Below are 24,334 nucleotides of genomic sequence, written 5' to 3'. Positions count from 1 at the left end.
CGTGCGATCAGGCGAGGGTGATCCGCCCCGTTCGTCGACTACGGGACGTGCTCTCCATCGGCAAGGGCGGGGGCGGGAACGGCGATCCGCGCTACTACATCGACAACGTCGCCCAGGGCAAGGAGGACTACTACTCCGGCCGCGGCGAATCACCCGGTCGCTGGCTGGGCAGTGGCGCCGCCGCGGCGGGCCTGAACGGGACCGTCGACGACGAGCAGTTCCTGGCCTTGCTGTCGTCGCAGACCGCAAACCCGCGGAAAGTGTTGGCCTATGACTTGACGTTCTCCGCGCCCAAGTCCGTTTCGGTCCTGTTCGGCGTAGGTGATCGGGCTTTGGCGCCGGTCGTCCGCGATGCGCACGACCTGGCGGTCGAGGAGGCGTTGGGCTATATCGAGCGGCACGCGACGTGGACGCGTCGCGGCAGCGGCGGACATCGCGTGCTGCGCGGCGACGGCTTGAAGGTCGCGGCGTTTCGGCATCGCAGCTCGCGCGCCGGCGATCCCCAGCTGCACACCCACGCGGTGATCGCCAACGCCACGACCGCCGAGGGGCGCGCCACCACGCTCGACGGCCGCGCGTTGTACGCGCATGCGCGGACGGCCGGCTACCTCTATGAGGCGGCGCTGCGGCGCCGGCTCACCGAGGCGCTGGGCGTCGAGTGGGAGCCAGCTGCAAAGGGCATCGCCGAGATCCGCGGCATTGACGACCGGGTTCTCAAGCAGTTCTCCCAGCGAGGTCGTCCGCGCGGCGGCGGGCACCGGCAAGACCCACGCCCTCGCCGCCGCACGCGAGCTCTGGGAGGCCCACGACGTCCGCGTCTTCGGCACCGCGCTTTCGGCGCGCGCTGCGCTGGAGCTCGAGAACCTGGCCGGGATCGACAGCGCCACGATCGCCTCGGTTCTTCGCGACATCGACCAAGGACATGACCTTGCTGAGGGCTCGGTGCTGATCGTCGACGAGGCCGGCATGGTCGGCTCGCGCACGATCGACCGACTCGCCCGCCACGCCGCTGAGAGCGACGCGAAGCTCGTCCTGGTCGGAGATGACCGCCAGCTGCCCGAGATCGACGCCGGCGGCGCGTTCCGCGGCCTGGCCGAGCACCTCGGCGCGATCGAGCTGCACGAGGTTCGACGACAACATGCCGACTGGGACCGCGAGGCGCTCGCCGAGCTGCGCGACGGCGACGTCCGTGCGTGGGCGGACGCCTACCGCGACCACGGACGCATCGTCGCCCGCCCCACCGCCCACGAACTCCGGGCCGCGCTCGTCGATGACTGGTGGGAGGCCGCACGAACCGGCGACCAGGACGCCGTGATGATCGCCCACCGACGCCGCGACGTCGCGGAGCTCAACGTCCTGGCGCACGCGCGGATGCAGCGCGACGGCCGACTCGGCGAAGACGAACTGGTGGCCCGCGAGCGCTCGTTCTTGGTCGGCGACCGGGTGATCGCACGACGCAACGACCGGCGCGCCGGCGTCGTCAACGGCACCCGCGGTGAAGTTGTAGGCATCGACCTGGAGCAGCGGACCCTCACGGTGCGGACCGCACGCGACGCGGAGCTGCGCCTTGAGGGCAGCTACCTCGACGAAGGGTGGCTCGAGCACGGCTACGCCCTCACCGCCCACGCGGCCCAGGGCGCGACCGTCGACCGCTCCTTCGTGCTGGGCTCCGATGAGCTCTATCGCGAGTGGGGCTATGCGGCGCTCAGCCGCCACCGCGACCAGGCCCGGTTCTACGTCGTCTCCCCCGGCTCGGTCGAGCGCCCGCTGCCAGGGCTCGAGGCGGAGTCCGACGACCTTCATGAGGACGTCGTGACAACACTCTCGGCCAGCCGGACCAAGGACATGGCCTTGGACGTGCTCGTGCGGGGCGGAGCAGCACGGACGGTGGGCGCCCTCGATGAGGTGGCTCGGGCCGAACAGCGCATCGCCCGCATGCAGGCTGAGCGCGACGCCTTGAGCCGGCTGCGCCGCTCGCGACGGGCGGCGATCGAGCGCGAGATCGACGCACAGTGTGCCGCGATCGAGAGGTGGTCAGCCCAGGCTGCGGACACCGTCCCCGTCGAGCCGGTGCGCCCACGAGAACCTCACTCCGAGGCACCTGACTTCGCCGAACGTCACCGAACACGTACGGCGATGCTTGACCCCAGCAGCAGGCTCACCGACTGGCTGGGCGATCGTCCAGCCGGCTTTGCGGCGAGAGAGGAGTGGTTGCGCGAGGTGGCCGTGCTCGTCGCCCGCGACGCTCCGCTCGAGCCCGCGACGCCGGCAGCTTTCTCGATGGACGATCTCGGGCCCGAGCTCTGAGCGCATCTCGACGTGGCGCGACCGGCGTCCGGGGGGACGGGTCAGGTCACCGGCGAATCACGAGCAGGCGGAAGGCCTGAGCCGCCAGACGAACCGTGGGTTCGTCGAGCGTGGTGTAGGAGTCGAAGGCGAGGCGTGCCTCAGCGTCGCGAAGCCATCGGCGCTCGGTGGTCCTCAGGTCGGCGGCCAGCGCTCGCGGATCTTCGACCATCGCCAGCAGGCGCAGGAGATCTTCGCGCTGTGCCTCCGGGTCTGCGTGCGTCATCAAGGACCTGGCCTTGATGAGAATGGCCCCCAACAACGTGGGGCGCCGCAGCGAGAACTCGCGGCCGCCGACCGAGACGGTGACGCTCTCGGCGCGTGCGAGCGCCTGTGTCCCGCCCGGCACGCCAACGGCCTTGAGTCCCCCGATGGACGCCGGCGGTCGAATGCCATCGGGGCTGAGGACGTCGACCACGAGCCCGGCGCGCCGGTAGCGATGGGCATAGCCGTCGACGTCTGGGCCCGCCACCTCGAAGCCCTCGGCTAGGAGCGCCTCGTCGATGGCGTCGAGCGCTCCCGGTGGGCGCGCCTGGCCGAGCACATCGATGTCGGCGGTCACGCGAACATCACGCGCGCCGCGCTCCAGCGCATGCAGCTGGACCATCAGACCACCGATCAGGATCCAGTCGCCCGGCAGCTCCGCGGCGAGTCCGCCCAGCGCCTCCCACAGCGCCAAGGTCTCGCGGTCATCGACGTCGATGTCGATCCGAGTCACGCACTCAACGCGCGAGCCGCCTCACGGCGTGCGCGTGGGTCGGCGCTCTCGAGCAGGTCGACGAGGACCGCCGCTCGTGGAGCGTGGCCGTCGCCGTCCGACAGCAGTGGCCAGAGCGCCTCGGGTACCCAGCGGATGTGGACGGAGCCGGAGCGCGATTCGAGGCCGTGGTCGGCGATGAGTGCCAGTCGACGGTCGGCCGGCGCGTAGAGCTCGATGCTCTGGTCACCGCCGACGAGTCCCACCAGCGACCCCGCGGACAGACCCGTGGCCAGCGCGTCAGACCTAGAGAGGATCCTGCCCAGCTCGGAGGGATGGGCGTCGAAATCCTCGATCTGGGCCCGGGCGCGAAGTCGGGCGGCGTGCTCGGCCAATGGATGTTCGACGAGCCAGGCGCGTGCGCGCGAGACGTACCGCTGTCGCCCCGCGGCCGCCGCGGCAGACGCGTCGTCCCCTGAGGCGAGCAACAACACGGCCCAGGCCATCTCGGCCGACAGTGGGCGCCCGTGGCCGGGCGGCTGGCGCCGGACGCGATCGATCTCGCCGGCGTCCACCCACCAGGCTCGGCCGCGCTTGATCGCCGGCAGCGAGCCGGCGGCGATGCTCTTGCGGACGGCCGCCGGGCCGACGCCGAGAACGTCGGCTGCCTCCTGCACGCTCATGAGCGAGGATTCAGGCACGGACAAAATGGTAGCGCTGGAGAAACCGTTTTGTCCAGGCCGGGACGGGCGCGAAACCTAGCCAGAGCGCCGACCAGCATCAGGGATTCGGGGAAGGGGGTTTCGATGGCTCGGTCGACTAAGGAGAAGTCCACCGAACCGGAGCCCACGATGGCCAAGCAACTCAGCCTCGACGTCAACCCCATCGATCTGCGCGAGCCGCTGCTGAACGGCGCCGAGGCCGCCAAGATGCTCTCGGTCCGTCCTTCATGGGTCGCCGACGCCGCCCGCAGCGGCCACCTTCCGTGCGTGCGGATCGGCAAGCACGTCCGCTTCCTGCGCTCCGACCTCGAGCGCTGGGTGGGCGAGCAGCGCGGACGATCCTGAGCGCAAGATCACCGAGAGGGCGTTACGGATCGCCACTAGGCTGGTCCCGTGGCCAGCCGCGAGATCACCGAGGAACTCGTCGCGCGCGTCGTCGCCGACCTCCACACGCGCTACGCCCTCGACGAGGACGACGTCCGTGCCCTCGGGGCCAAGCTCGCGGGGCCGGCGCGTGGCGACCGTCGCACCGAGAACCTCGCGTTCGCTGAGCGCTTCGTCGCCGTCCATCAGGCGACCTTCGACCGCCTCGGGCAGTAGCCCCGCCCAGTGCCGACGCGTCCATGGTCGAAGGCATCGCGGCCAGCAAGGTGACGCGCTCTAGGCCGAGCGCTCGCAAACCGCGCTCAGAAGCCAGGCAACGGCGCCGTCTCGCCCGGCAGTGCCCCCGCCGCATCCCCAAACGCCTTCTGCGCGAACGCCGCCCCGCCTGTCGGGTCCGGCGCGTAGTGCGAGTAGATCTCGGTCGTCGAGATGTCGGCGTGGCCCATCCACTCTTGGATCGCACGCATCGGCGCGCCGGCTGCGGCCATCTGGGTGCCGAACGTGTGGCGCAGGCCGTGGAAGGTGATGTGGTGTACGCCGGCGCGGTCCAAAGCCACGTAGAAGCGTTTGCGCAGCTTGGAGGAGTCCAAAACGTGCCCCGTGACCGGATGGGCGAAGACGAGGTCGTTCTCCGCCCGCCAGCGCGAGGCCTGGAAGTGACGCTCCAACTCCCCTGCCAGCCGGTCCGCCATCGGCACCGACCGGCCGCGATGGCTCTTGGGCGAATCGAACGCTCTGCGTACATACGAGTCGGCCACCCGGATCCGCGACGCGCTCCAGTCGACGTCGATCCAACGCAAGGCAATCAACTCGCCTTGACGCAGACCGGTCATCGCGGCGGTCAGATACAGCGGCGTCTCGACCGAGCCCAACACGTCATCCGGCACTGCGCGCACCACCGCGTCGAGCTCCTCGCGCGTCAGGAACTGGATCCGCCGCTCCTTGAAGCGCGGCATCCGCGGACGGTCGACCAAAGCGACCGGATTCTTCAGCGCCCACTCGCGCTTGATGGCGAACGACCACAGCCCGTGAAGGAAGTTGAGGTGGTTGCACACCGTCTTGGACGACAGCCCCTCGCGCTTTTTCGTCAACAGGTAGTTCTCGACGAACGCCCGGTCAATCTTGTCCATCGGCCGCGAGCCGAAGAACGGCACAAGATGTCGACGGAGGTATCCGCGGTAGTCGTGGATCGTCGTGCGCTTGCGCTCCATGACGTGCTCGAGGTGCTCCACATACAACGCGCCCGCCTCCTCGATCGTCTTGCGCGCCGGCCCGGCGAGCACCACCTCGGTCCCCATCAGCCGCCGCAGCTCGGCCTCGGCCTGCGTGCGCGTCAGACCATCAGAAGTCGACGGCCGGCGCTTCAAACCGACGCGCCGCTTGACCCGCCGGCCGCCGACCCGCCAGGAGCCGTACCAGGTCTCCCGACCGTTGCTGTCGGCCCGGACGAAGAGCTGCCCAGTTCCGTACGAACGCCGCGCCATCACCACCACTATGTCGCGCGACAACCGCGTCCACCCTCGCCCCAATTGGAACCATATTGGAACCACGGGACCAGATGAACGCGGACGCTTAAACGACGAAAGCCCCCGCAAGCAGGGACTTTCGTGAGTAGCGGGGGCAGGATTCGAACCTGCGACCTTCGGGTTATGAGCCCGACGAGCTACCAGACTGCTCCACCCCGCGGCGGACGTAGAAGTGTAGCGGATCGGCCGTTCCCGAACGACCTCGTCGAGGGTCTGGAGGCTTACGCCCGGTCGCGGCCGCGGCGGAGGCAGGTGATCGCGAGCCAGCGGCCAGGGACCGGTGTCCGTGCCAGCGGGAAGGCGAGGTCGCCGGCGATCGCCCAGAGCTCGGGGGGCCGGTCGGTGACGGCCCAGCCGGGTGGCCAGCGCATGATCGCCGCGTCCTCCAGGACCGCGATCAACCCGTGCACGACCTCGTCGAGGCCCGGGCTCCGAATCGGCATCCGCTCGCGGTAGCGCGCGACGCAGTGGTCGCTCGGCACGATCTCCGGCGCCTGTGGGTCGCCGGTGCGCGCCGTTGCCACGAACATGGCCGCGAAGCGTAGGGTCCCGCTGACCATGGCGCATGTCTTCGTCTCACGCGGGCTGGCCGGCGACGCGCTCGATCGCCTGACCGAGGCCGGGCACGACGTCGACCTCTGGACCGGCAACCTGCCGCCCCACCCCACCGAGCTGCGCGATCACGTGGCCGCCGCGCACGGCCTGCTGACCACGCTGACCGAGCGGGTGGACGAGCAGCTCCTCGACGCGGCGCCGCAACTCCAGGTCATCGCCAACTACGCCGTCGGCTTCGACAACATCGACATCGCCGCCGCCGAGGCGCGCGGCGTCGCCGTCGGCGTCACGCCGGACGTCCTGACCGACGCGACCGCCGACCTCACGTTCGCGCTCCTGCTCGCCGCCGCGCGCCGCCTGCCCGAGGCGGCCGCCGCGGTCACCGAAGGCCGCTGGCGCTCGTTCGAGACGCAGGCCTGGCTCGGCGCCGACGTCACGGGCCAGACGATCGCGATCGTCGGCGGCGCCGGGCGGATCGGCGGCGCCGTCGCCCGCCGGGCCCGCGGCTTCTCCATGACCACCATCATCGTGGGCAGGAACGACAACTTGCACGAGGCGCTCGCCCAGGCCGACTTCGTCTCGCTCCACGCGCCGCTCACGCCCGCCACCCATCACCTGATCGACGACGCCGCGCTGCACGCCGTCAAGCGCGGCGCGATCCTCGTCAACACCGGCCGCGGCGGGCTGGTCGACCAGGTCGCCCTCGCCCGGGCGCTGCACGACGGCCGCCTCGCCGCCGCCGCGCTGGACGTCACCGACCCCGAGCCGCTGCCCGTCGACGACCCGCTGCTCGCCGCGCCGAACGTCCTGGTCCTGCCCCACATCGGCTCGGCCACGCACACGACGCGCGCGAAGATGGCCCACCTCACGGTCGACAACCTGCTCGCCGGCCTCGACGGCCGCCCGCTGCCGCATCCCGCGGCGGCGTCCAAGAAGTAGGCTCGCCGCCCAGCCCATGCGGATCGCCGTCGTCGACGTCGGGACCAACTCCACGCGCCTGTACATCGCGGACGTCGTCGACGGCAGGATCGCCGACGACATCGACCGCCGCACGACGGTCACCCGCCTCGGCCAGGGCGTCGACCGGACCGGCGAGCTGGCGCCCGAGGCCATGGCACGGGTCGAGCACGCCATCGCCGAGTACCGCCGGATCATCGACGCCAACGCCGTCGACGCCGTCACCGGTGTCCTGACCTCGGCGGTCCGCGACGCCCGCAACGGCGCCGCCTTCACCCAGCGCCTGAACGACACCTACAACATCGGCGCGCGCACGATCACCGGCGACGAGGAGGCGCGCCTCACCTACCTCGGCGCGACCAGCGACCGCCCGGACTCGTCGCGGCCGCGCGTGGTGGTCGACATCGGCGGCGGCTCGACCGAGCTGGTCGTCGGCCACGGCCCGACCGTCGACTTCCACGTCTCCACCCAGGCCGGCGTGGTGCGCCAGACCGAGCGCTTCCTGCGGTCCGATCCGCCGCGCCCCGAGGAGCTGCAGCTCCTCCAGCAGGAGGCGAGCGAGATCTTCGCCCAGGCGGTCCCGCCGCCCGAGCGCGCAGCGGTCCAGGCCGGCATCGCCGTCGCCGGCACCGCCACGTCCTGCGCGTCGATCCTGCAGGAGCTCGACCCCTACGACCCGGCGAAGGTCCACGGCTTCCGGCTGCTGCGCGCCCAGGCCGAGATGCTGCTGGCCCGCCTCGCGCAGCTCACGGTCGCGGAGCGCCGGCGTGTCAAGGGCCTGCATCCCGACCGCGCCGAGGCGATCGTCGCCGGCGTCATCCTGCTGATCACAGCGATGCGCACCTTCGGCCTCGACGAGGTCGAGGTCTCCGAGCACGACATCCTCCGCGGGGCGGCGCTGGACCGGCCCGCCGCCACCGCGTGATCGACCTGCGACACCACCGGCCTGCTCGCACGAGCCTCCGAGCTCGCGTCCCCGAACACGCGTCCTGATCCTGGTGCGACGGGACGGGCGAGGGCTGAGGAACACGCCCGCCCCGACCGCTCCAGCGGACTTGGGTCGAGCAAGGCCGGAGCCCCACCTCCCGTATATGCCGCAGGTCGGTTGTACCGGCATCCCCACTTCTCGGAACGCGCCTGGACGGGTGTCTGATTGTGGGCCATCTGCGGGGGTCAGATACTCCCGCTGTCGGGTCAACGGGTGTACGTGCCGAACAGGCTCGTTCATCTGCCGTCCCGACGCATAGGTCCGGGCGAAGCCGCATCGAATCGGCGCCTCCCGCCGCTCGGACCAGACAATCAGGCCCCCGCATGGCACGTACCCCTGCCCGTCCTGTCGGGGCCGAGTTTGGAAGCCGCCCTTCGAGGCGGCTTCCGACTTTCCGGGCCTTCGTCGCACCGAAAACTGCCGGCAACCTTCTTGCCGGAGTCCGGTAGAACGCGGACTTCGCCCGCGTGCCTAGGCACGCGCGCGCGCCGCTACGCCAGGTTGGACTTGCGCGGGTAGACGACGTCGGGGTCCGTGAGGACGTTCACGAGCGCCGGCTTGCCGCTCTCGAACGCCCGCGCGAGCGCCGGCTTGAGGTCCTCCGGCGTCCGCACCAGCTCGCCGTGCCCACCCAGCGCGACGACCATTTCGTCGTAGCGCGTCTCGGGCGTCAGCTCCGCCGCGACCGAGTACCCGTACAAGAACTCCATCGGGTGCTTCTCCAGCGCCCAGATGCCGTTGTTGCCCATGACCGCGACGACGTTGACGCCGTGGCGCGCGAGCGTGTCGAACTCCATGCCCGAGAAGCCGAACGCGCCGTCGCCGACGAGCAGGACGACCTGGCGGTCGGGATGCGCGAGCTTGGCGGCCAGCGCGTAGCCCGGACCGGTCCCGAGGCAGCCGAACGGACCCGGGTCCAGCCAGCAGCCCGGCTCGTAGGTGTCGATCACGCGGCCGGCGTAGGAGACGAAGTCGCCGCCGTCGCCGATGACGATCGCGTTGCGGTCCAGGACGTCGCCGAGCTCGCGGTACAGGCGCATCGGGTGCAGCGGTGCGCGGCCGTCGTCGAGCTCGACCCGCTCGGCCTCGCGCTTCTCGGTCTCCTTGCCGCGCAGGTGCGCCACCCAGTCGCGCGTGCGCTCCGGCGTCGCCTCCCCTACGAGCGCGCGCAGCGTCGCGTCGATCCCGCCGTACAGCGACACCGCGACCGGCCGCGGATGCGCGCGCGCCGGCTCGGCGCGGTCGATGACCACCAACTTGGTGTCCTCGCCGAACGAGCCGCCGAAGCCGAGGCGGAAGTCCATCGGGACGCCGATGACCAGCGCGAGGTCCGCGCCCTTCAGCCCGTCTCCTCGCGCGCGCGAGAAGAAGAGGTCGTGGTCGGCCGGCAGGCAGCCGCGCGCCTGGCCGTTCAAGTACACCGGAATGCCGCGAGCCTCGGCGAGCTCGCGCAGCGCGTGCTCGCCGCGCCCCCAGTACAGGTTCGTGCCGGCCATGATGACCGGACGCTCCGCGGCGTCGAGCAAGGCAATGACCTTGTCGATGTCGCCCGGCGCGATCGGCTCGGCGAGCACGTCGTGCAGGACGCCGGACGGCGCGCCGGCGTCGAGGCCCTCGCTGAACACGTGGTCCATCGGGAAGTCCAGGAACGTCGGGCCGGAGTGCGGCGCCATCGCGGCGGCGAACGCGTCGTCGACCAGGCCCGGGATCGCGTCCGGCGAGTCCGCCGTCGCGGCCAGCTTCGTCAGCGGCGCGACGAACGGGACGTGGTCGATCTCCTGCAGCGAGCCCATCCCCCACCGCATCGCCGGCGCGCGGCCGCCGAGCACGACGATGGGCGACGCCGACTGCTGAGCCGACGCGATCGCGCTCATCCCGTTGGTGACGCCCGGGCCCGCGGTCAGCGCCGCGACGCCCGGCGTGCGCGTGACCTTGGCCCAGCCCTCGGCGGCGAAGGTCGCGGCCTGCTCGTGGCGGGTGTCGACGATCTCGATCCCCTCCTCCCGGCAGCCGTCGTAGATCGAGAAGATGTGGCCGCCCGAGAGCGTGAACAGCTTCGTCACGCCGTGGGCCTTCAGCCGCCGGGCGATCAGCCGGCCGCCGTGCAGGCGCGTTTCCAGTTCGGTGTCGACGCTCATAGAGCGTCCATGATGGCGCGCCTGCGGCGTGGGTTCTTCAGAGGGTTCCTATGAACGACCCCCACCCGGGCGTCCGCTCGCGACAGCCTCCTTGCGATCTCGGCTCAAAGGAGTAGAACCGGTGGAGTAGGAAGGCACCCGAAGAGAGAGGAGTCGTCCCCAACCATGGACGCCCGCTTCGAGAAGGATCTGCCCCACGCGGCACCAGCGCCCGACACGCGCGGGCCGGAGGAGAGCCTGCCGACCCGTCGCTTCGCCGCCATCGCGGCTGAGCAGGACGCGACCTACCCGATGCTGGCGCCCGCGGCGTCGGTGCATCTGGGCCATGAGGAAGACGCTTTCGACGAGCAGATCCTCGCCGGCCTGGTCAACGTCTAAGCACCCGCGAATCGCGGGATCCGGGCCTCAGATGGCCCGCAGCTGAACGGCGCGGCCTTGCGCCGCGCCGCCCAGCGGCGCATGCAGCAGCACCCGCTCCTGCTTGCCCTTCAGCTCCGCGTCGCCGCGGCCGACGAAGCCGCCGTGGTCGGCGCGCAGCAGCGCGCGCGTCGCCTCGGTGAGCAGGATGTCGTCGCCGGTGACGCGCGTGGCCTCCTCGACCCGCGCCGCGGTGTTGACCGCGTCGCCGATGACGGTGAACTCGACGCGGCCGCCGCCGCCGATCGTCCCCGCGACGACCGACCCGGAGTTCAGCCCGATCCCGATCTGCAGCCGCTGGCCGTAGCGCGCCCGCACGCACTGCACGATGTCCAGCGCCGCGGCGACCGCGCGGTCGGCGTGGTCGGTCAACCGCTCCGGCGCGCCGAAGACGCCCAGTAGCCCGTCGCCGATGAACTTGTTGGCGTGTCCGCCGTGGCGGACCAGCACCGGCACGATCAACTCGTACAGGTCGTTGAGCCGGGCGACCGCCTCGCGCGCGCCCTCGCGCTCGGCGAACGCCGTGAAGCCGCGGATGTCGAGGAACAGGACGGTGACGTCGGCCTCCTGGCCCTCGAGCACCGTGCCCTCGACCATGACGCGCTCGGCCACGTCGGGATCCACGAACGCGCCGAACGCCTCGCGCAGGCGCTCGCGCTCCTCCAGGCCCGACACCATCGTGTTGAACGAGCCCGCCAGCCGCCCAGTCTCGTCGGTCCCAAGCACGGGGACGCGGACGCTGAAGTCGCCGGTCGCGACCCGCGCCGTGCCGCGCTGGAGCTGATCGATCGGCTTCAGGATCGAGTGCAGGAGCAACAACGACAACTCGAGCGAGATCGTGAAGGCGACGCCGATCGTGACGAGCACGCCGAAGCCGAGCTGGTCCAGGCCGGCGCCGTCGGGCGCCGCGAAGCCGACCACCGTGACGCCCGAGACGATGTTGATCGCCGGCAGCGCGATCAGCAGCTTCCACTTCAACGGCACGCTCACGCTCGCCACGCCCGGCCCGTCGGGCAGGTCGTCGGAGACCTCCTCGAGCACGGGGCGCAGCACGAGCTCGAGGCCGAAGAAGCGCAGGAAGACGCCGTAGAGCAGGACCACCGAGACGCCCGCGGCGAGGATGAAGAACGACGGCCAGAACGGCGCGTCGAGCTCGACGGTCAGGAACGCCGCGATCGGCACGACGTTGACCAGGAACGGGACGGCGCGACCCCAGCGCACGAACGCCAGCGGCGTGCCGGCCAGCGCGCGCCACGCCGCCAGCGCGGTGCCCGCGTCGCGCTCGCCCTGCAGCCACGGGTCGGCGGGCTTGAGCATGCGCCAGACGATCCCGATCGCCAGGGCGTTCTCGACCAGGACCGCGACCTCGCAGACGACCAGGATCCGCCAGAACTGCGCGCTGGACAGCGCGACGTAGAGGTCCAGCAGCCAGACGCCGCCGGCGACGACGAGGTGCGCGACCTGGAAGTGCAGCGCGATGATCAGACGTGGGTAACGGGCGCCGAAGCGATGGAAGGCCCAAGTGAGCGTCGCACGCTGCACCGCTTGATCGTGACGGACCGAACGTCTGTGCGCCAGCGTGCCGGAGTGCAAGTGTCACATCGGTCCTTCTGACGGTGCAGCGTCTGGCATGTTCGGGCAATGTGCAGATTGCCGGTGTTGTCGCGATACGTTGCGGTTCCCGGATTCTCCGACTTCTGCTCCAACGGACGTCCAGGTCCGCCGAAAAACAGCGCGTCCGTGCACGGACGTGGGTATCCTGGTTCGTGGCTGAGGGGTCCGTCCTATCTACGCGGTCTCAAGGGAGGCAGCCATTCCCTCCGTTCCACCCCCCAAGCGGCACCCCTATAACCAGTGGGCGCCTGACGCTCGCGCCCTGGATCTCGTCGGCGACAAGTGGACGCTGTTGATCGTCCGCGACCTGGTCGCCGGTCCACGACGCTTCGTCGAGCTGCAGCGGGTCCTGCCCGGCATCTCGACCGAGCAGCTCCGCTCGCGGCTGAACCGCATGGTCGCCGACGGCCTGCTCACGCGTCAGCGCTACCGCGAGGTCCCGCCACGGGTCGACTACGAGCTGACCGAGCGTGCTCGGGACCTGCTCCCGGTCGTCGGTGCGCTCGCCCGCTGGGGCGCGCGCTGGGCCTGGTCTCCACCACGGCCCGACGAAGCCGTCGACATCGGCGCGATCCTGCGCACCGTCCCCGGCCTGACGCTGTCCGACAGCGTGGATGGCATGGTCGAGATGACGGTCGTGCGCCGAGCGGGTGACATGAAGCGCTACGTCCTGACCGCGCGGCAAGGCCGCGTCGACCTGGCGGAGCGCTCGGCGCCGGAGGCGGATGCACGCATCGCCGGCCCTGAGCGGGCGTGGATCGAGGCCCTCGGCCCGGACGCGTCGCGAACCGAGCTGGAGATCACCGGCGATCAGGAGATCGCGGACGCGCTGCTGGACGCCCTGGCGCCCGGCGCGGTGCGCGAGACCCCGGTCGCCTAGCCCGCCCAGGGGAGCGCGCTCAGGTCGTGAGGCGAGCGTGCGCGTCGGCCGTGCTGAGGCCGTCGACGCGCACGAGCTTGTCGTGCGCGGTGCGCGGGGTGAGGCGGATGGCGGGGTCGGCGTGCACCGTCTGCGTCATCGTGCCACGCGATCACCCCAGCCCGCTGGGCTCGACGTCGACGATCTGCGTCGCGGACAGGCCGCGTGCGGGGCGGGCGCGGTTGGGCGAGTCGGCCGACGCGGGCAGGAGCACGCGACGGCCCGCGTACTGCGCCGACGCGACCGCATGGACGAGGAACGCGCTCGTGTGGCCGGCGCGCAGCCGCGAGATGTCCATGCACAACCGGCCGTGCGACTGGTAGGTCCCGGGCGCCGACAGCACCAACAACCCGCGAGCCGGGCGATGACAGAGCTGCACGGCGCTGACCTCGTGGAGCGACGCACGGACGGACACGCGGTAGGTGACACGCTGGCCCGCGACCGCGACCGCGGGCGAACGGACCCCGACCCGCAGCGGCGCCGACCGGCTCGTCACGACCACGCCGTCCACCCCGACGTTGTTGGTGGTGTTGCTCTCGGGCGTTGGGCTGGAGGCCTGGACGACGCTCTTGTAGGAGCCGGCGACGAGCATCCGCCCGCGCGCGACCACCGTCACCTTCGCGCCAGGGGCCAGCGTGCCCACGTGGCAGATGACCGGGCGCGTCGAGGAGCACGTGACGTTGCTGTCGGCGGACTCCGACACGAGCCGGACGATGCGGTTGGGGTGCTTGGGGTCGGCCTGCGGGATCTCGCGGAGCACGACGTCCTCGGCCGGTCGCGTGCCGAGGTTCCGGACCGTCGTCCGCGACAGCGCGCGGCCGCCGACCTGGGTTCGCGCGGGCACGACCACCTGCGTCACGGCCAGGTCGGCGGCGTCGGCCGACCGCGCGGCGATCAGGCCCGGGCCGGCCACCGGCGCGGGGGCGCCGGGCGGGAGCGTCGGCTGCGGCGGCTGGACGACCGGACCGCCGGGTCCCGGGAGCGGCGGGGGCGTCAGGTCCCCTTCGCCGCCGACGCCACCTTCGCCCCCGCCGCCGGGCGGCGGCTCCGTGGCGGCGTACGCGTTGCCGACCACGACGGTCTCGATCATCCCGTCCAGGATCGTCACGGGCTCCTCGCTGATGGTCGCGACTGCGCCGCGCGGGTCCGGCTCGGACACCGTGTAGCGGAAGCCGCCGACGACTTCGCCGATCGGGACCGTCCCGGCCTCGTAGTCGCCGGGCACGTCGAAGCCCACCGTCTGGCCGGCGTTGACGTTCGCGGCGCCGTGGTAGCCGTTGTCGCCATCGAGCGTGATCTGCCACGGGCCGTCGGGCGGCGTGCCGTCGCCGGTGACGACCTTGCTCACCTGCACCCGGCCAGCGCACGCGCGCGTCTCGGTCGTCGCCTGCGCGGTCTCGGTCGACGACCTGACGACGACGCGATGCGGGGTCTCGCCGTCCGCGACGTCGAAGTACGTGTCGGTCCGGCCCGGAAGCGTGAGCGCCCCGCCCTGCGCGCTGTCGAGGTCCGACCAGGTGACGTCGACGGCGGTGTCGGCGGTGTTGGTCAGGCGCAGGTTGGTGGCGTTGGACTGCGGGTTGCGACACAGCGGCGTCAGGACGAGGTCGCGCGTCGGCGGCGGCGGCAGGCAGCCGCCGAACGGCGAGTCGTGCAGGACCGTCCCGTCGCCGGAGTACGACGCGGCGATGACCTGCCCGTGGAGCTGGCCGTTGGTGAACGACACGGCGGCCGACGGCGCCAGGACCGTGCCCTGCCACTCGATGCTCGGGCCGATCTGCACGCGTGTGGCGAGCTGGTAGTTCCACAGCAGCCGGGCGGCCGGCGCGCCCGAGATCCGCGTCGTCGGCTTCGTCGCCGAGCTGTAGGTCTGGCCGGTCACGTTGACCACGACGGTCGACCCCGCGGGCACGGCGAACGCGATCTCCTGCGCGGCCTGCAGCGCGGCGGCGCTGATCTTGAAGACGTTGCGTGACGTGCTCGTGCCCGTGAACGTCAGCGCCGCCCACGGCGTGATCGACCACGTGCCGTTGGCCGCCAGCCCGGAGAGCTGGCCCGAGAGCGCGCGCAGGTCGGTGAACGAGTCGGCGAACGAGAACGGCGGCGGCTGGTGGCTCAGCGTCCCGTTGGGCGTGGCGATCGTGCCGCTCAGCGTCGTGCCATAGGTGACGCTCCCGTTGGAGGCCTGCGCGCCGCTGCTGCCGACCGTCAGCGAGCCGCCGACGACGAGGTCGACACGCGCCGCGTTCTTCGGCAGCGCCGTCCCGACGCCGTAGCCGCCGTTGATCGCGACGCGCGCGTCGCCGCCCACCGCGACGCGGCCTTGGATCTGCGTGTTGCCCACGGTGTAGGCGCCGGCCACGAAGACGTCGTAGTCCTTCGCCGGCCCGAGATCGCCGCAGGTCGCGGCCGCGGCGACGCCGGGGAGCGCCAGCGCGCCGATCGCGATCGCGGTGGTGGCCAGGACCATCAGCTTCCACATGCCCTTGATCGTGCGCGCAGCTTGGGTGACCGGCCATCACCCGATGCGGACGACCGCGAAGCCGGAGCATCGGGCGCGCGTGACGATACGGTGAGCCATGGCCTCTCCCCAGCCCGTCCCGACGATCTACGAGTGGGCCGGCGGCCGCGACGCACTCGCCCGCTGGCTGAACGCGTTCTACGACCGGGTCGAGGGCGACGAGCTGCTGGCGCCGCTCTTCGGCGGCACCGTCAGCGTCGAGCACCGCGAGCACGTCACGGACTGGTGGTCGGAGGTCATGGGCGGCCCAGCGTTCTACACCGAGCGCCACGGCGGCTACGAGCACATGCTCGCCAAGCACCGCGCGCTGGCGATCGACCCCGAGCGGCGGCTGCGCTTCGTGACGCTGCTGTCGCGCGCGGCTGACGACGTCGACCTCCCCGCGGACCCCGAGTTCCGGGCCGCGATCATGGGCTACGCCGAGTGGGGCACGCGGCTGGCCGTCGAGAACTCGGCGCCGGACGCCCAGCCGGCGCCGCACGCGCCGGTTCCGCGCTGGGGCTGGGGCGTCGCGCCGCCCTACCAGGGCTGACGAAACCCCTGCATATGCCCGGGGAGGGACTCGAACCCCCATGCCCTTGCGGGCAGCCGGGTTTAAGCCGGCCGTGTCTGACCAGTTCCACCACCCGGGCGGGACCTTGCGAGAGCCTAGCTGCGGGCTTCCTACACTGACCAGTTCCGCAACTTCCCGTCCCGCGGTCTGTTTCGACCACTGCGGGCACGGAAAGGCCCGTTCACGCGTGGAAGTCTCCGCCCTCAAACTCCACGGGGCCTCCGGTCTCCGGGGCCCGACGCCGCTGCTGCGCCTGCAGGGCGATGAGCGCCTGGTCGCGCTCACCCGGCGCGGCAACCAGGCGGCCTACGAGGCGCTCGTGTCGCGCTACCAGGCGCGCCTGCTCGCGTTCTGCCGGCACATGCTGGCCTCCCGCGAGGACGCTGAGGACGTCCTCCAGGAGGTCTTTGCCGCCGCGTTCAACGCGATGGTGGCCGACGACCGCCCGATCAACGTGCGGCCGTGGCTGTACCGGATCGCGCGCAACCGCTGCCTGAACCACCTGCGCAAGCAGACCGCGATCGGCGTGGACTCGATGGACGTCCACCTGGCCGAGAACGGGACGACCACCGCCGACAAGGTCCACGACCGCGAGGAGTTCCGCGAGCTCGTCGCCGACGTCCAGACGCTGGCCGAGACGCAGCGCACCGCGCTGCTGCTGCGCGAGATCGACGCGCTCTCCTACGAGCAGATCGCCGAGGCGATGGAGACGACGGTCCCGTCGGTCAAGTCGCTGCTGGTGCGCGCGCGGGTCGCGCTCGCCGAGGCGGCCGAGGCGCGCAAGCTGACGTGCGTCGAGGTCCGCGACGAGCTGGGCATGTGGGCCGAGGGCCTGGAGTCGATCAGCGCGCCGGTCCGCCGCCACGTGCGCGGCTGCCAGCGCTGCGGGTCGTTCAAGAAGGCGCTCAAGCAGAACAACAAGGCCTTGGCCGCGGTCTTCCCGATCGGGCCGTTGTTGGTGTTCAAGAAGTTCCTCCTGGCCCAAGGCGCCGGCAGCGCGGGCGCCGCCGCGGGCGGTGCGGCCGCGACCGGCGGCGTGGCCGCGGGCGGCATGACGACCGGCTCCGCGCTGAGCGCGGGCGTCGGCGCGGTCGCGACCAAGGCCGCGGCCGGCCTGGCCGCGGTGGCGATCGTCACCACGGGCGCCGCCGAGATCGACCACGTCAACAAGCATCGCCTGGCCCAGGAGCCGGCGGCCGCGGCGATGGTCGCGACGCCGACCGCGAAGGCCGCGCCGGCGCCCGTCGCCGCCGCGCCGACCGCCGTGACCTCGGCACCGCAGGGCACGGCCGGCCACGCGGGCTCCGCCGGGTCCGGCAAGGCCGGCGGCTCCGGCCACGAGCGCGCGGCGGCGTCGACCACCGTTCCCGCCGACGCGACCACCACCGCCGCGCCGAACACGGCGACCGACACCGCGCCGGGCTCGACCACCGCGCCCGCCGGCGGCACGCAGCAGGGCTACGACGACTCGCGCCTGCCCGACCAGCCGACCGCGCCGAGCACCGTGCCGCCCGTCGTGCCGGCCCCCTCGCCGACCGCCGATCCACAGCCGACGTCCTCGACGCCGACGCCGGCCGACGGCGGCGCGTCGACCTCGGCGCCGCCCGAGCAGTCCTCGACGACGCCGACCACGACGACCGAGCCCGCGCCGGCCGACCCGGCGCCGCCCGCCGACGATCCGGCCTCGAGCGTGACGCCGCCGGACACCAGCACCACGCCGCCGACGTCCACCACGCCGGCCGAGCCGGACACGGCCGACGGCGGCGCGTCGTCGGCCACGCCGGCCGGCTGAGCCGAGCCGGCCTCAGCCGAGCCTGTCGCCCGGCTGCGCCTCGGCGCCCGGGTCGACCAGCAGCACGACGTCGCCCGAGTAGGTTCCGAGCGTCAGGACCTCGGACCGCACCGGCCCGATCTGGCGCGGCGGGAAGTTGACGACGGCCAGCACGAGCCGGCCCTCGAGCTCTTCCCGCGAGTAGTTGGTGATCTGCGCCGAGGAGCGCTTCTCGCCGAGCTCCGGGCCGAAGTCGATGCGCAGCTTCCACGCGGGCTTGCGCGCCTCGGGGAAGTCCTCGACCGCGACGATCCGGCCGACGCGGACGTCGACCTTGGCGAAGTCGTCGAAGCCGATGGTGCCGGCGCCGGCGTCGGCGCCGCTCACGGGCGCTCCGTGCCGAACCGGAACGACCGCAGCGCGGTCTTGAGGCCGCCGTTGTGGCCGACGTCGTCGGCGCGCACGATCGACGGCGACCGCGGCGCGGTCGCCCAGATGTCGGCGCCCTGGCGCGCGGTGACGTCGGGCAGCAGGAAGATCCGGCGGCCGTAGGTCAGCGTCCCGTCCGAGCGGCGGAACTGGAAGACGATCTCGAAGCCCTGCTGCTTGTTGATGTTCGCGCGGCCGTCGGCGCGCCAGACGAAGCCCGGCAGGTCCTTGGCCATCTGCGCCTGCTGCTGGGCGGCGTACAGCGGCAGGAAGCCGGCAGCGTCGCCCTTGTAGGGCGGGAGGTTGAGCGCGCGGACCGAGAACGCCTGCGCCTTGCTGCCGACCCGCGCGAGCTCGCCCTGCTGCGGCTGCTCCTTGGCGAACGGCTGGCGGTAGACGAAGTTGAACGCGATCGGCGTGCGCACGATCACCGCGTTCTTGCGCTGGGTCGCGCCCTCGGGCTTGAAGAGCGCGTAGAGGATCGCCAGCACGACCAGCGCGGCGACGGCCGCGAGCGCGAGGCGCGCAGGGCGCGGGAGGGCCCGGATGCGCGGCCCCAGCAGCTCGGGCAGCGTCGGGCCGAACTCGGGGCGGACGACGGACATTCGCTGTCGGAGTCTAGGAGAGCACGACGGCCGCCGACGCGCCCGTGACCAGCGCGCGGCGCAGGTCGTCGGTCGGCACGCCGCGCAGCTGGGGGTGGTCGCGGTCGACGTGGATCTCCGCGCCGCCGTCGAGGCCGAGGCTGGCGCGCCCGTTGGCGACGAGCTCGCCCCACAGGTCACCGTAGTGCGACAGCAGGCCGAAGCGCGTCTGGCGCTCGCGGCGCGCGCCGGTCTCCAGCTCGCGCGCCTCCTCGAAGGGGTCGATGCGGACCTGCGAGTCGGAGCCGATCGCCAGACGGACGCCGGCGTCGCGGTAGCGCAGCGCCGGGAAGTGGCCGTCGCCGAGGTTGCCCTCGGTCGTGGGGCAGGAGACGACGAAGGCGTCGGCCGCCGCCAGCCGGGCGACGTCGGCGGGCGTCACGTGGATGCCGTGGACGATCGACGTCCGCGGGCCGAGGAAGCCGCTGCGGTGCAGCAGCTCGATCGGCGTGCAGCCGTGCTCGGCGTCGCACTCGGCCAGCTCGCGGCGCTGCTCGTGGGCGTGGACGTGGCGGACGAGGTCGTGGGCGTCGGCGTAGCGCGCGATCGCCGCGAGCCAGGCGGCCGGGACCGCCCGGACCGAGTGCGCGGCGACCCCGACGTGGACTCCCGCGCGGCCCTGCGCCCACGCGCGCAGCGCGTCGACCCGCGCGAGGAACGTCTCGACGTCCGGATCGCAGAACCGCCGCTGGCCGGGCTGCAGCGGCCGGTCGCCGTTGCGGTGGTAGGCCGCGGGGAGGAGCACGATCTCGAGGCCCGCCGCGGCCGCCGCCTCGGCGAGCGCGAAGGCCATCACATTGGGTTGCTCGTACGGCGTGCCGTCGGGCTGGTGGTGGACGTAGTGGAACTCGCCGACCGCGCCGTAGCCCGCCGCGGCCATCTCGCGGTACAGCCGCTCGGCGACCGCGCGCATGCCGTCGGGGTCGAGGCTCCACGCCAGCCGGAACATCTCCGTGCGCCAGGACCAGAAGTCGTCCCGCGCGTGGGCCTCGGGCGCCGGGCGCTCCCCCACGCCGCGTAGCCCGAGCTGGAACGCGTGGCTGTGCACGTTGGGCATCGCCGGCAGCGCGTACCGGTCGGTCACGCCAAGTCCTCCATCATGCGCAGGATCATCGTCGCGGCCTGCGCCGCGTCGGTCAGCTCGACGTGCTCGGCCGCCGAGTGGCTGACCCCGGTCGCGTTGCGGACGAGCACCATCGCCGCCGGGATCCGCGCCGCCAGGATGCCGGCGTCGTGCCCGGCCCAGCAGAGGAGCGCGGGGGCGCCGCCGGCGCGCAGGCGCGCGCGGAGGTCGGCGTCGAAGACGGCGCCCGCGCTGCGCGACTCGACGGCGATGGCGATCGCGACGCCGGTCGTCGCCGACAGCGCGGTGGCGGCGGCCTCGAGGCCGGCGAGCCAGGTGTCGAGCGTGTCCGGCGCGGCGGCGCGGGCGTCGAGCCAGACGGTGGCGCCAGAGGCGATGCTCGTCAGCGCGTTGGGCTCGACCAGGATGCGGCCGGCGGTGGTGCGCAGCGGCGCGCCGGCGGCGGCGCGCAGGTCGTCGGCGGCGACGATCAGCCGCGCGGCGGCGGCGAGCGCGTCGCGGCGGTCCTCGGGCGGCGTCGTGCCGGCGTGGTCGGCGGTGCCGCGCAGCGTCACCCGCGCGCGCAGGCGCGCGGCCAGCGCCGACACGACGCCGGCGGGCGCGCCCGCGACCTCCAGCTCCCGGCTCTGGTCGATGTGCAGCTCGACGAACCCGTGCAGCCGGCCCAGCGCCGCCGGCGCCTCGCGCAGCCCCTCCGGCGCGACGCCCGCGCCCCGCAGCGCGTCGGCCAGCGCGACGCCGTCGTCGTCGCGCCGGGCGAGGACGTCGTCGACGTCGAGCACGCCGGTCAGCGCCCGGCTCCCGAACGTCGGCGTGTTGAACCGCGCGCCCTCCTCGTCGGCGAACGAGACCACGGCCAGCGGCAGCTCCGGCGCGGCCGCGGCGATCGCGAACGCCGCCGCCACGCCCAGCGCGCCGTCGAACGCGCCACCGTCGCGGACCGAGTCGGTGTGCGAGCCGACCGCCCACCACGGCCCGTCGCCCTCCGGCAGCGCCCAGCGGTTGCCGGCGCCGTCGCGCTCGACGAGCAGCCCGCAGGACGCCGCCTGCGTGGCGAACCACTCCCCCGCCGCCGCGTCCTCGACCGTCCACGCGAGCCGGTTGGTCCCGCGCTCGCTCAAGCCGACCGGCCGCAGCCCGGCCAGCCGCGCCTCCAGGTCGGCGGCGCCGATCACGCGATCCGCCATGCCTGGTCGGCCCGCACGTGCACGATCTCGCCGCCGACGATCACGATCGCCGCGGGGTTGTGGCCGAAGCGGTAGGGCACGTGCTCGAGCGGGGCGTCGAGCACCACGACGTCAGCGCGCTTGCCGGCCTCCAAGGACCCCAACTCGCCCGAGCGCCGCAGCACCCACGCCGCGTTCAAGGTGATGGCCATGATCGCCTCGCGCGCCGACCAGCCGTAGCGCCGGACCGCGAGCCCGACGATCAGCGCCAGCGACGTGATCGGCGACGTGCCCGGGTTCAGGTCGGTGGCCAGCACGCCGATCGCGCCCGCGTCCGCCAGCGCCCGCGCCGGCGCGACGCGCTCGTCGCCCAGCACCTCCGCGCCGGGCAGCAGCACCGCGGCGCACTCGGCCCGAGCAAGGACATCAACATCATCAGGGTGCAGGCAGGCGAGGTGGTCGACCGACCGCGCGCCCGCCTCCAGCGCCACCGGCACCGACCGCATCGTGGAGAACTGCTCGACGTGCGCGCGGAGGTCGCGCCCGTTGGCGGCCGCGAGCGCGCCCATGCGCGCGAGGTCGTCGAGGCCGAACGCCATCGACTCGACGTAGATGTCCAGGGCGGTGGCCGTGGTCTGCGGCACGAGCGCGGCGACCGCGTCCAGCCAGGCGCCGGCCTCGCGCCCCGGCGGCACCGCGTGGGCCAGCAGCGCGGTGGAGTCCGTGGTCTGCGCGACGCGCGCGCCCAGCTCCTGCGCCAGCGCCAGGGCGCGCAGCTCCGCCGCCTCGCTCAGCCCGTAGCCGCTCTTGCCCTCGAACGTGGTCGTGCCGTGCGCCAGCATCTCCGCCGCCAGGGCGCCCGCCTGGGCCAGCACCTGCTCGTCGCCGGCCTCCGCGAACGCGCGCGCCGACGCCGCGATCCCGCCGCCCGCCCGCGCGATCTCCTCGTAGGGCCGCCCGGCGACCTTCAGCGCGTACTCCGCGGCGCGCCAGCCCGCGAACGGCAGGTGCGTGTGGCAGTCGACGAACCCCGGGACGACGGCGCAGCCCGACGCGTCGATACGCCGCGCGGTCGCGTCGGGCGCGAAGCCGGCGATGCGGTCGCCGTCGATCGCCAGCGCGCCGCCGTCGAGCACGACCTCGCCCGCGCGGTCCAGCCGCAGGTACGGCAGGCCGGCGGCCGGCGGCCGGACGACCTGCGCCGCGTCCTCGATGCTGAGCGCGCTCACGAGGCCATCATCGGGATGTCGAGCCCGAGCCGCACGGCCGCCGCCTCGGCCTCCGGGTAGCCGGCGTCGACGTGGCGCACGACGCCCATCCCCGGATCGACGGTCAGCACGCGGCGCACGCGCTCGGCGCCCAGCGCGGTCCCGTCGGCGACGACGACCTGCCCGGCGTGGATCGACTTGCCCATCCCGACGCCGCCGCCGTGGTGGATCGAGACCCACGACGCGCCCGCCGCGACGTTGATCATGGCGTTGAGCAGGGGCCAGTCGGCGACCGCGTCGGACCCGTCGCGCATCGCCTCGGTCTCGCGCTCGGGCGAGGCGACCGAGCCCGCGTCCAGGTGGTCGCGGCCGATCACGATCGGCGCGCGCACCTCGCCCGACGCCACCATCGCGTTGAAGCGCAGGCCGGCGCGGTCGCGCTCGCCGGCGCCCAGCCAGCAGATCCGCGCCGGCAGGCCCTGGAACCTGACCCGCTCCTGGGCCAGCTCGATCCAGCGCCGGATGTGCGGCTGGTCGCCGAAGAGGTCGAGGATCGCCGCGTCGGTCGCCGCGATGTCGGCCGGGTCGCCGCTCAGCGCCACCCAGCGGAACGGGCCCTTGCCCTCGCAGAACAGCGGCCGGATGTAGGCCGGGACGAACCCGGGGTAGGAGAACGCGTCCACGTCGCCCGACGCGCGCGCCAGCCCGCGCAGCGCGTTGCCGTAGTCGAAGGCCTCGGCGCCGCGCGCCGCCAGCGCCCGCAGCGCGCCGACGTGCGCGACCGCGCTCTCCCCCACGCGCCGCAGGTAGGCGTCCGGGTCGGCGGCGCGCACCACCGCCGCCTGCTCCAGCGTCATCCCGGCCGGGATGTAACCGATCAACGGGTCGTGCGCGGAGGTCTGGTCGGTGACGACGTCCACGACGACGTCGGTCCGCGCCGCGATCTCCGGCAGCAGCTCCGCCGCGTTGCCGAGCAACCCGATGGACAACGCGCGGCCCTCCCGGACGGCCTCGGCGCAGCGCGCCAGGGCATCGTCCAGCGACCCCGCGCGCTCGTCCAGGTACCCCGTCTCGATCCGGCGCTCGATCCGCGTCCGGTCGATCTCGACGCACAGCGCGACGCCGCCGTTCATCGTCACCGCCAGCGGCTGGGCGCCGCCCATGCCACCGAGCCCGGCCGTGACGACCAGGCGACCGCGCAGCGAGCCGTCGAAGCGCTTGCGCGCGACCGCCGCGAACGTCTCGTACGTGCCCTGGAGGATCCCCTGGGACCCGATGTAGATCCAGGACCCCGCGGTCATCTGCCCGTACATCATGAGCCCGGCCGCGTCGAGCTCGCGGAAGTGCTCCCAGTTGGCCCAGTCGCCGACGAGGTTGGAGTTCGCGATCAGCACGCGCGGCGCGCGGTCGTGGGTCTCGAAGACCGCGACGGGCTTCCCGGACTGCACCAGCAGCGTCTCGTCGTCGCGCAGGCGCAACAGCACGTCCTTGATCGCGGCGAGCGACCGGTGGTCGCGCGCGGCCTTCCCGATCCCGCCGTAGACCACCAGCTCGTCCGGGTTCTCGGCGACGTCCGGATGGAGGTTGTTCTCCAACATCCGCAGCGCCGCCTCCTGCTGCCAGCCCAGGCATCGAAGCTCCGACATGCCGCGCAGTGTCGGCGCGGGCGCCGACGTGCGCAACCGCGTACCGTCT

At 72.9% G+C, this 24,334-nt stretch carries 22 protein-coding genes, 2 tRNA genes and 1 pseudogene; 10 read left to right on the top strand and 15 right to left on the bottom strand.

The genetic code is table 11. The features are described 5' to 3' along the window. Window positions 1-17: 17 nt before the first annotated feature. A pseudogene (gene mobF, locus DSM104299_RS05690) lies at window positions 18-677 on the top strand (MobF family relaxase); the annotation flags it as partial. A 22-nt stretch (window positions 678-699) separates the two neighbouring features. Then, window positions 700-2,307: an AAA family ATPase gene (locus DSM104299_RS05685; RefSeq protein ID WP_272476317.1), complete on the top strand. Its 1,608-nt coding sequence runs from the start codon at window positions 700-702 to the stop codon at window positions 2,305-2,307. Window positions 2,308-2,353: 46 nt separating this feature from the next. Here DSM104299_RS05685 and DSM104299_RS05680 read toward each other — a convergent pair whose 3' ends face one another. Both DSM104299_RS05680 and DSM104299_RS05675 read right to left on the bottom strand, forming a co-directional pair. Further along, window positions 2,354-3,064 (bottom strand): hypothetical protein, encoded by a 711-nt coding sequence (locus DSM104299_RS05680; RefSeq protein WP_272476316.1) that lies wholly within the window; start codon window positions 3,062-3,064, stop codon window positions 2,354-2,356. Then, window positions 3,061-3,744: a helix-turn-helix domain-containing protein gene (locus tag DSM104299_RS05675; RefSeq protein ID WP_272476315.1), complete on the bottom strand. Its 684-nt coding sequence runs from the start codon at window positions 3,742-3,744 to the stop codon at window positions 3,061-3,063. The genes DSM104299_RS05680 and DSM104299_RS05675 overlap by 4 nt, the downstream gene beginning before the upstream one ends. A 105-nt stretch (window positions 3,745-3,849) precedes the next feature. On the opposite strand from DSM104299_RS05675, the gene DSM104299_RS05670 reads away from it, so the two are divergent. Together DSM104299_RS05670 and DSM104299_RS05665 are read left to right on the top strand one after the other, a co-directional pair. Next, window positions 3,850-4,110 carry a helix-turn-helix domain-containing protein gene (locus tag DSM104299_RS05670; RefSeq protein ID WP_272476314.1) on the top strand — a complete coding sequence of 87 codons (261 nt, stop codon included), beginning with the start codon at window positions 3,850-3,852 and terminating at the stop codon, window positions 4,108-4,110. A gap of 48 nt (window positions 4,111-4,158) precedes the next feature. Next, entirely contained in the window at window positions 4,159-4,365 is a 207-nt protein-coding gene (locus DSM104299_RS05665) for a hypothetical protein (protein ID WP_272476313.1), read from the top strand. Window positions 4,366-4,451: 86 nt separating this feature from the next. Here DSM104299_RS05665 and DSM104299_RS05660 read toward each other — a convergent pair whose 3' ends face one another. From DSM104299_RS05660 to DSM104299_RS05650, 3 genes are all read right to left on the bottom strand, one after another. Beyond that, complete coding sequence (locus DSM104299_RS05660; protein WP_272476312.1) at window positions 4,452-5,657, bottom strand: tyrosine-type recombinase/integrase; 1,206 nt, start codon at window positions 5,655-5,657, stop codon at window positions 4,452-4,454. A gap of 104 nt (window positions 5,658-5,761) precedes the next feature. Continuing rightward, a tRNA-Met gene (locus DSM104299_RS05655) sits at window positions 5,762-5,835 on the bottom strand. Window positions 5,836-5,896: 61 nt separating this feature from the next. Beyond that, the gene (locus DSM104299_RS05650; RefSeq protein ID WP_272476311.1) at window positions 5,897-6,205 is read right to left on the bottom strand and encodes a hypothetical protein; all 309 of its coding nucleotides are present in this window, start codon (window positions 6,203-6,205) and stop codon (window positions 5,897-5,899) included. Window positions 6,206-6,233: 28 nt separating this feature from the next. On the opposite strand from DSM104299_RS05650, the gene DSM104299_RS05645 reads away from it, so the two are divergent. Both DSM104299_RS05645 and DSM104299_RS05640 read left to right on the top strand, forming a co-directional pair. Continuing rightward, on the top strand, window positions 6,234-7,169 hold the full coding sequence (locus DSM104299_RS05645; protein ID WP_272476310.1) for a 2-hydroxyacid dehydrogenase: 936 nt from the start codon (window positions 6,234-6,236) through the stop codon (window positions 7,167-7,169). Between the two features lie 16 nt (window positions 7,170-7,185). Next, window positions 7,186-8,112, top strand: a complete 927-nt coding sequence (locus tag DSM104299_RS05640; RefSeq protein WP_272476309.1) for a Ppx/GppA phosphatase family protein — start codon at window positions 7,186-7,188, stop codon at window positions 8,110-8,112. A gap of 554 nt (window positions 8,113-8,666) precedes the next feature. Here the strand turns inward: DSM104299_RS05640 and DSM104299_RS05635 are convergent. Then, window positions 8,667-10,313, bottom strand: a complete 1,647-nt coding sequence (locus DSM104299_RS05635) for an acetolactate synthase (protein ID WP_272476308.1) — start codon at window positions 10,311-10,313, stop codon at window positions 8,667-8,669. 165 nt (window positions 10,314-10,478) lie between these two features. Here DSM104299_RS05635 and DSM104299_RS05630 point away from each other — a divergent pair, with 165 nt between their 5' ends. Continuing rightward, window positions 10,479-10,691 carry a hypothetical protein gene (locus DSM104299_RS05630; protein ID WP_272476307.1) on the top strand — a complete coding sequence of 71 codons (213 nt, stop codon included), beginning with the start codon at window positions 10,479-10,481 and terminating at the stop codon, window positions 10,689-10,691. A 27-nt stretch (window positions 10,692-10,718) separates the two neighbouring features. Here DSM104299_RS05630 and DSM104299_RS05625 read toward each other — a convergent pair whose 3' ends face one another. Beyond that, complete coding sequence (locus tag DSM104299_RS05625; protein WP_272476306.1) at window positions 10,719-12,272, bottom strand: adenylate/guanylate cyclase domain-containing protein; 1,554 nt, start codon at window positions 12,270-12,272, stop codon at window positions 10,719-10,721. A 244-nt stretch (window positions 12,273-12,516) separates the two neighbouring features. On the opposite strand from DSM104299_RS05625, the gene DSM104299_RS05620 reads away from it, so the two are divergent. Continuing rightward, the gene (locus DSM104299_RS05620) at window positions 12,517-13,224 is read left to right on the top strand and encodes a winged helix-turn-helix transcriptional regulator (RefSeq protein WP_349294529.1); all 708 of its coding nucleotides are present in this window, start codon (window positions 12,517-12,519) and stop codon (window positions 13,222-13,224) included. A 151-nt stretch (window positions 13,225-13,375) separates the two neighbouring features. Here DSM104299_RS05620 and DSM104299_RS05615 read toward each other — a convergent pair whose 3' ends face one another. Beyond that, a complete protein-coding gene (locus DSM104299_RS05615) occupies window positions 13,376-15,745 on the bottom strand; it encodes a choice-of-anchor A family protein (RefSeq protein WP_272476305.1) in 2,370 nt (789 codons plus the stop codon). Window positions 15,746-15,842: 97 nt separating this feature from the next. Here DSM104299_RS05615 and DSM104299_RS05610 point away from each other — a divergent pair, with 97 nt between their 5' ends. Then, the gene (locus DSM104299_RS05610; RefSeq protein ID WP_272476304.1) at window positions 15,843-16,316 is read left to right on the top strand and encodes a group II truncated hemoglobin; all 474 of its coding nucleotides are present in this window, start codon (window positions 15,843-15,845) and stop codon (window positions 16,314-16,316) included. Between the two features lie 15 nt (window positions 16,317-16,331). On the opposite strand, the gene DSM104299_RS05605 is transcribed toward DSM104299_RS05610, so the two are convergent. After that, a tRNA-Leu gene (locus tag DSM104299_RS05605) sits at window positions 16,332-16,416 on the bottom strand. Between the two features lie 108 nt (window positions 16,417-16,524). Between DSM104299_RS05605 and DSM104299_RS05600 the strand changes: the two genes are divergently transcribed. Then, a complete protein-coding gene (locus tag DSM104299_RS05600) occupies window positions 16,525-18,129 on the top strand; it encodes an RNA polymerase sigma factor (protein ID WP_272476303.1) in 1,605 nt (534 codons plus the stop codon). Window positions 18,130-18,141: 12 nt separating this feature from the next. On the opposite strand, the gene DSM104299_RS05595 is transcribed toward DSM104299_RS05600, so the two are convergent. Genes DSM104299_RS05595 through hutU form a run of 6 tightly spaced genes read right to left on the bottom strand, consistent with a single transcriptional unit; the run spans window position 18,142 to window position 24,285 of the window. Continuing rightward, a complete protein-coding gene (locus DSM104299_RS05595) occupies window positions 18,142-18,495 on the bottom strand; it encodes a tRNA-binding protein (RefSeq protein WP_272476302.1) in 354 nt (117 codons plus the stop codon). Then, window positions 18,492-19,142 (bottom strand): hypothetical protein, encoded by a 651-nt coding sequence (locus tag DSM104299_RS05590; RefSeq protein ID WP_272476301.1) that lies wholly within the window; start codon window positions 19,140-19,142, stop codon window positions 18,492-18,494. The genes DSM104299_RS05595 and DSM104299_RS05590 overlap by 4 nt, the downstream gene beginning before the upstream one ends. A gap of 13 nt (window positions 19,143-19,155) precedes the next feature. Beyond that, entirely contained in the window at window positions 19,156-20,265 is a 1,110-nt protein-coding gene (locus DSM104299_RS05585; protein ID WP_272476300.1) for a formimidoylglutamate deiminase, read from the bottom strand. Beyond that, window positions 20,262-21,452, bottom strand: a complete 1,191-nt coding sequence (locus DSM104299_RS05580) for a hydantoinase/carbamoylase family amidase (RefSeq protein WP_272476299.1) — start codon at window positions 21,450-21,452, stop codon at window positions 20,262-20,264. Before DSM104299_RS05580 ends, DSM104299_RS05585 begins: the two co-directional genes overlap by 4 nt. After that, window positions 21,437-22,660: an imidazolonepropionase gene (gene hutI, locus DSM104299_RS05575; RefSeq protein WP_272476298.1), complete on the bottom strand. Its 1,224-nt coding sequence runs from the start codon at window positions 22,658-22,660 to the stop codon at window positions 21,437-21,439. The genes DSM104299_RS05580 and hutI overlap by 16 nt, the downstream gene beginning before the upstream one ends. After that, window positions 22,657-24,285 (bottom strand): urocanate hydratase, encoded by a 1,629-nt coding sequence (gene hutU, locus DSM104299_RS05570; RefSeq protein ID WP_272476297.1) that lies wholly within the window; start codon window positions 24,283-24,285, stop codon window positions 22,657-22,659. The genes hutI and hutU overlap by 4 nt, the downstream gene beginning before the upstream one ends. Window positions 24,286-24,334 lie beyond the last annotated feature (49 nt).

It is taken from the genome of Baekduia alba (genome assembly GCF_028416635.1).
Lineage (GTDB): Bacteria > Actinomycetota > Thermoleophilia > Solirubrobacterales > Solirubrobacteraceae > Baekduia > Baekduia alba.
This window is presented reverse-complemented; position numbering and strand designations above follow the sequence as displayed.

Excerpts from the sequence above, each read along its gene's own strand:
- DSM104299_RS05670 (WP_272476314.1), top strand. The coding sequence starts at position 3,850 with ATGGCTCGGTCGACTAAGGAGAAGTCCACCGAACCGGAGCCCACGATG.
- DSM104299_RS05650 (WP_272476311.1), bottom strand. The coding sequence starts at position 6,205 with ATGTTCGTGGCAACGGCGCGCACCGGCGACCCACAGGCGCCGGAGATC.
- DSM104299_RS05645 (WP_272476310.1), top strand. The coding sequence starts at position 6,234 with ATGGCGCATGTCTTCGTCTCACGCGGGCTGGCCGGCGACGCGCTCGAT.
- DSM104299_RS05640 (WP_272476309.1), top strand. The coding sequence starts at position 7,186 with ATGCGGATCGCCGTCGTCGACGTCGGGACCAACTCCACGCGCCTGTAC.
- DSM104299_RS05635 (WP_272476308.1), bottom strand. The coding sequence starts at position 10,313 with ATGAGCGTCGACACCGAACTGGAAACGCGCCTGCACGGCGGCCGGCTG.
- DSM104299_RS05630 (WP_272476307.1), top strand. The coding sequence starts at position 10,479 with ATGGACGCCCGCTTCGAGAAGGATCTGCCCCACGCGGCACCAGCGCCC.
- DSM104299_RS05615 (WP_272476305.1), bottom strand. The coding sequence starts at position 15,745 with ATGTGGAAGCTGATGGTCCTGGCCACCACCGCGATCGCGATCGGCGCG.
- DSM104299_RS05610 (WP_272476304.1), top strand. The coding sequence starts at position 15,843 with ATGGCCTCTCCCCAGCCCGTCCCGACGATCTACGAGTGGGCCGGCGGC.
- DSM104299_RS05590 (WP_272476301.1), bottom strand. The coding sequence starts at position 19,142 with ATGTCCGTCGTCCGCCCCGAGTTCGGCCCGACGCTGCCCGAGCTGCTG.
- DSM104299_RS05580 (WP_272476299.1), bottom strand. The coding sequence starts at position 21,452 with ATGGCGGATCGCGTGATCGGCGCCGCCGACCTGGAGGCGCGGCTGGCC.
- hutU (WP_272476297.1), bottom strand. The coding sequence starts at position 24,285 with ATGTCGGAGCTTCGATGCCTGGGCTGGCAGCAGGAGGCGGCGCTGCGG.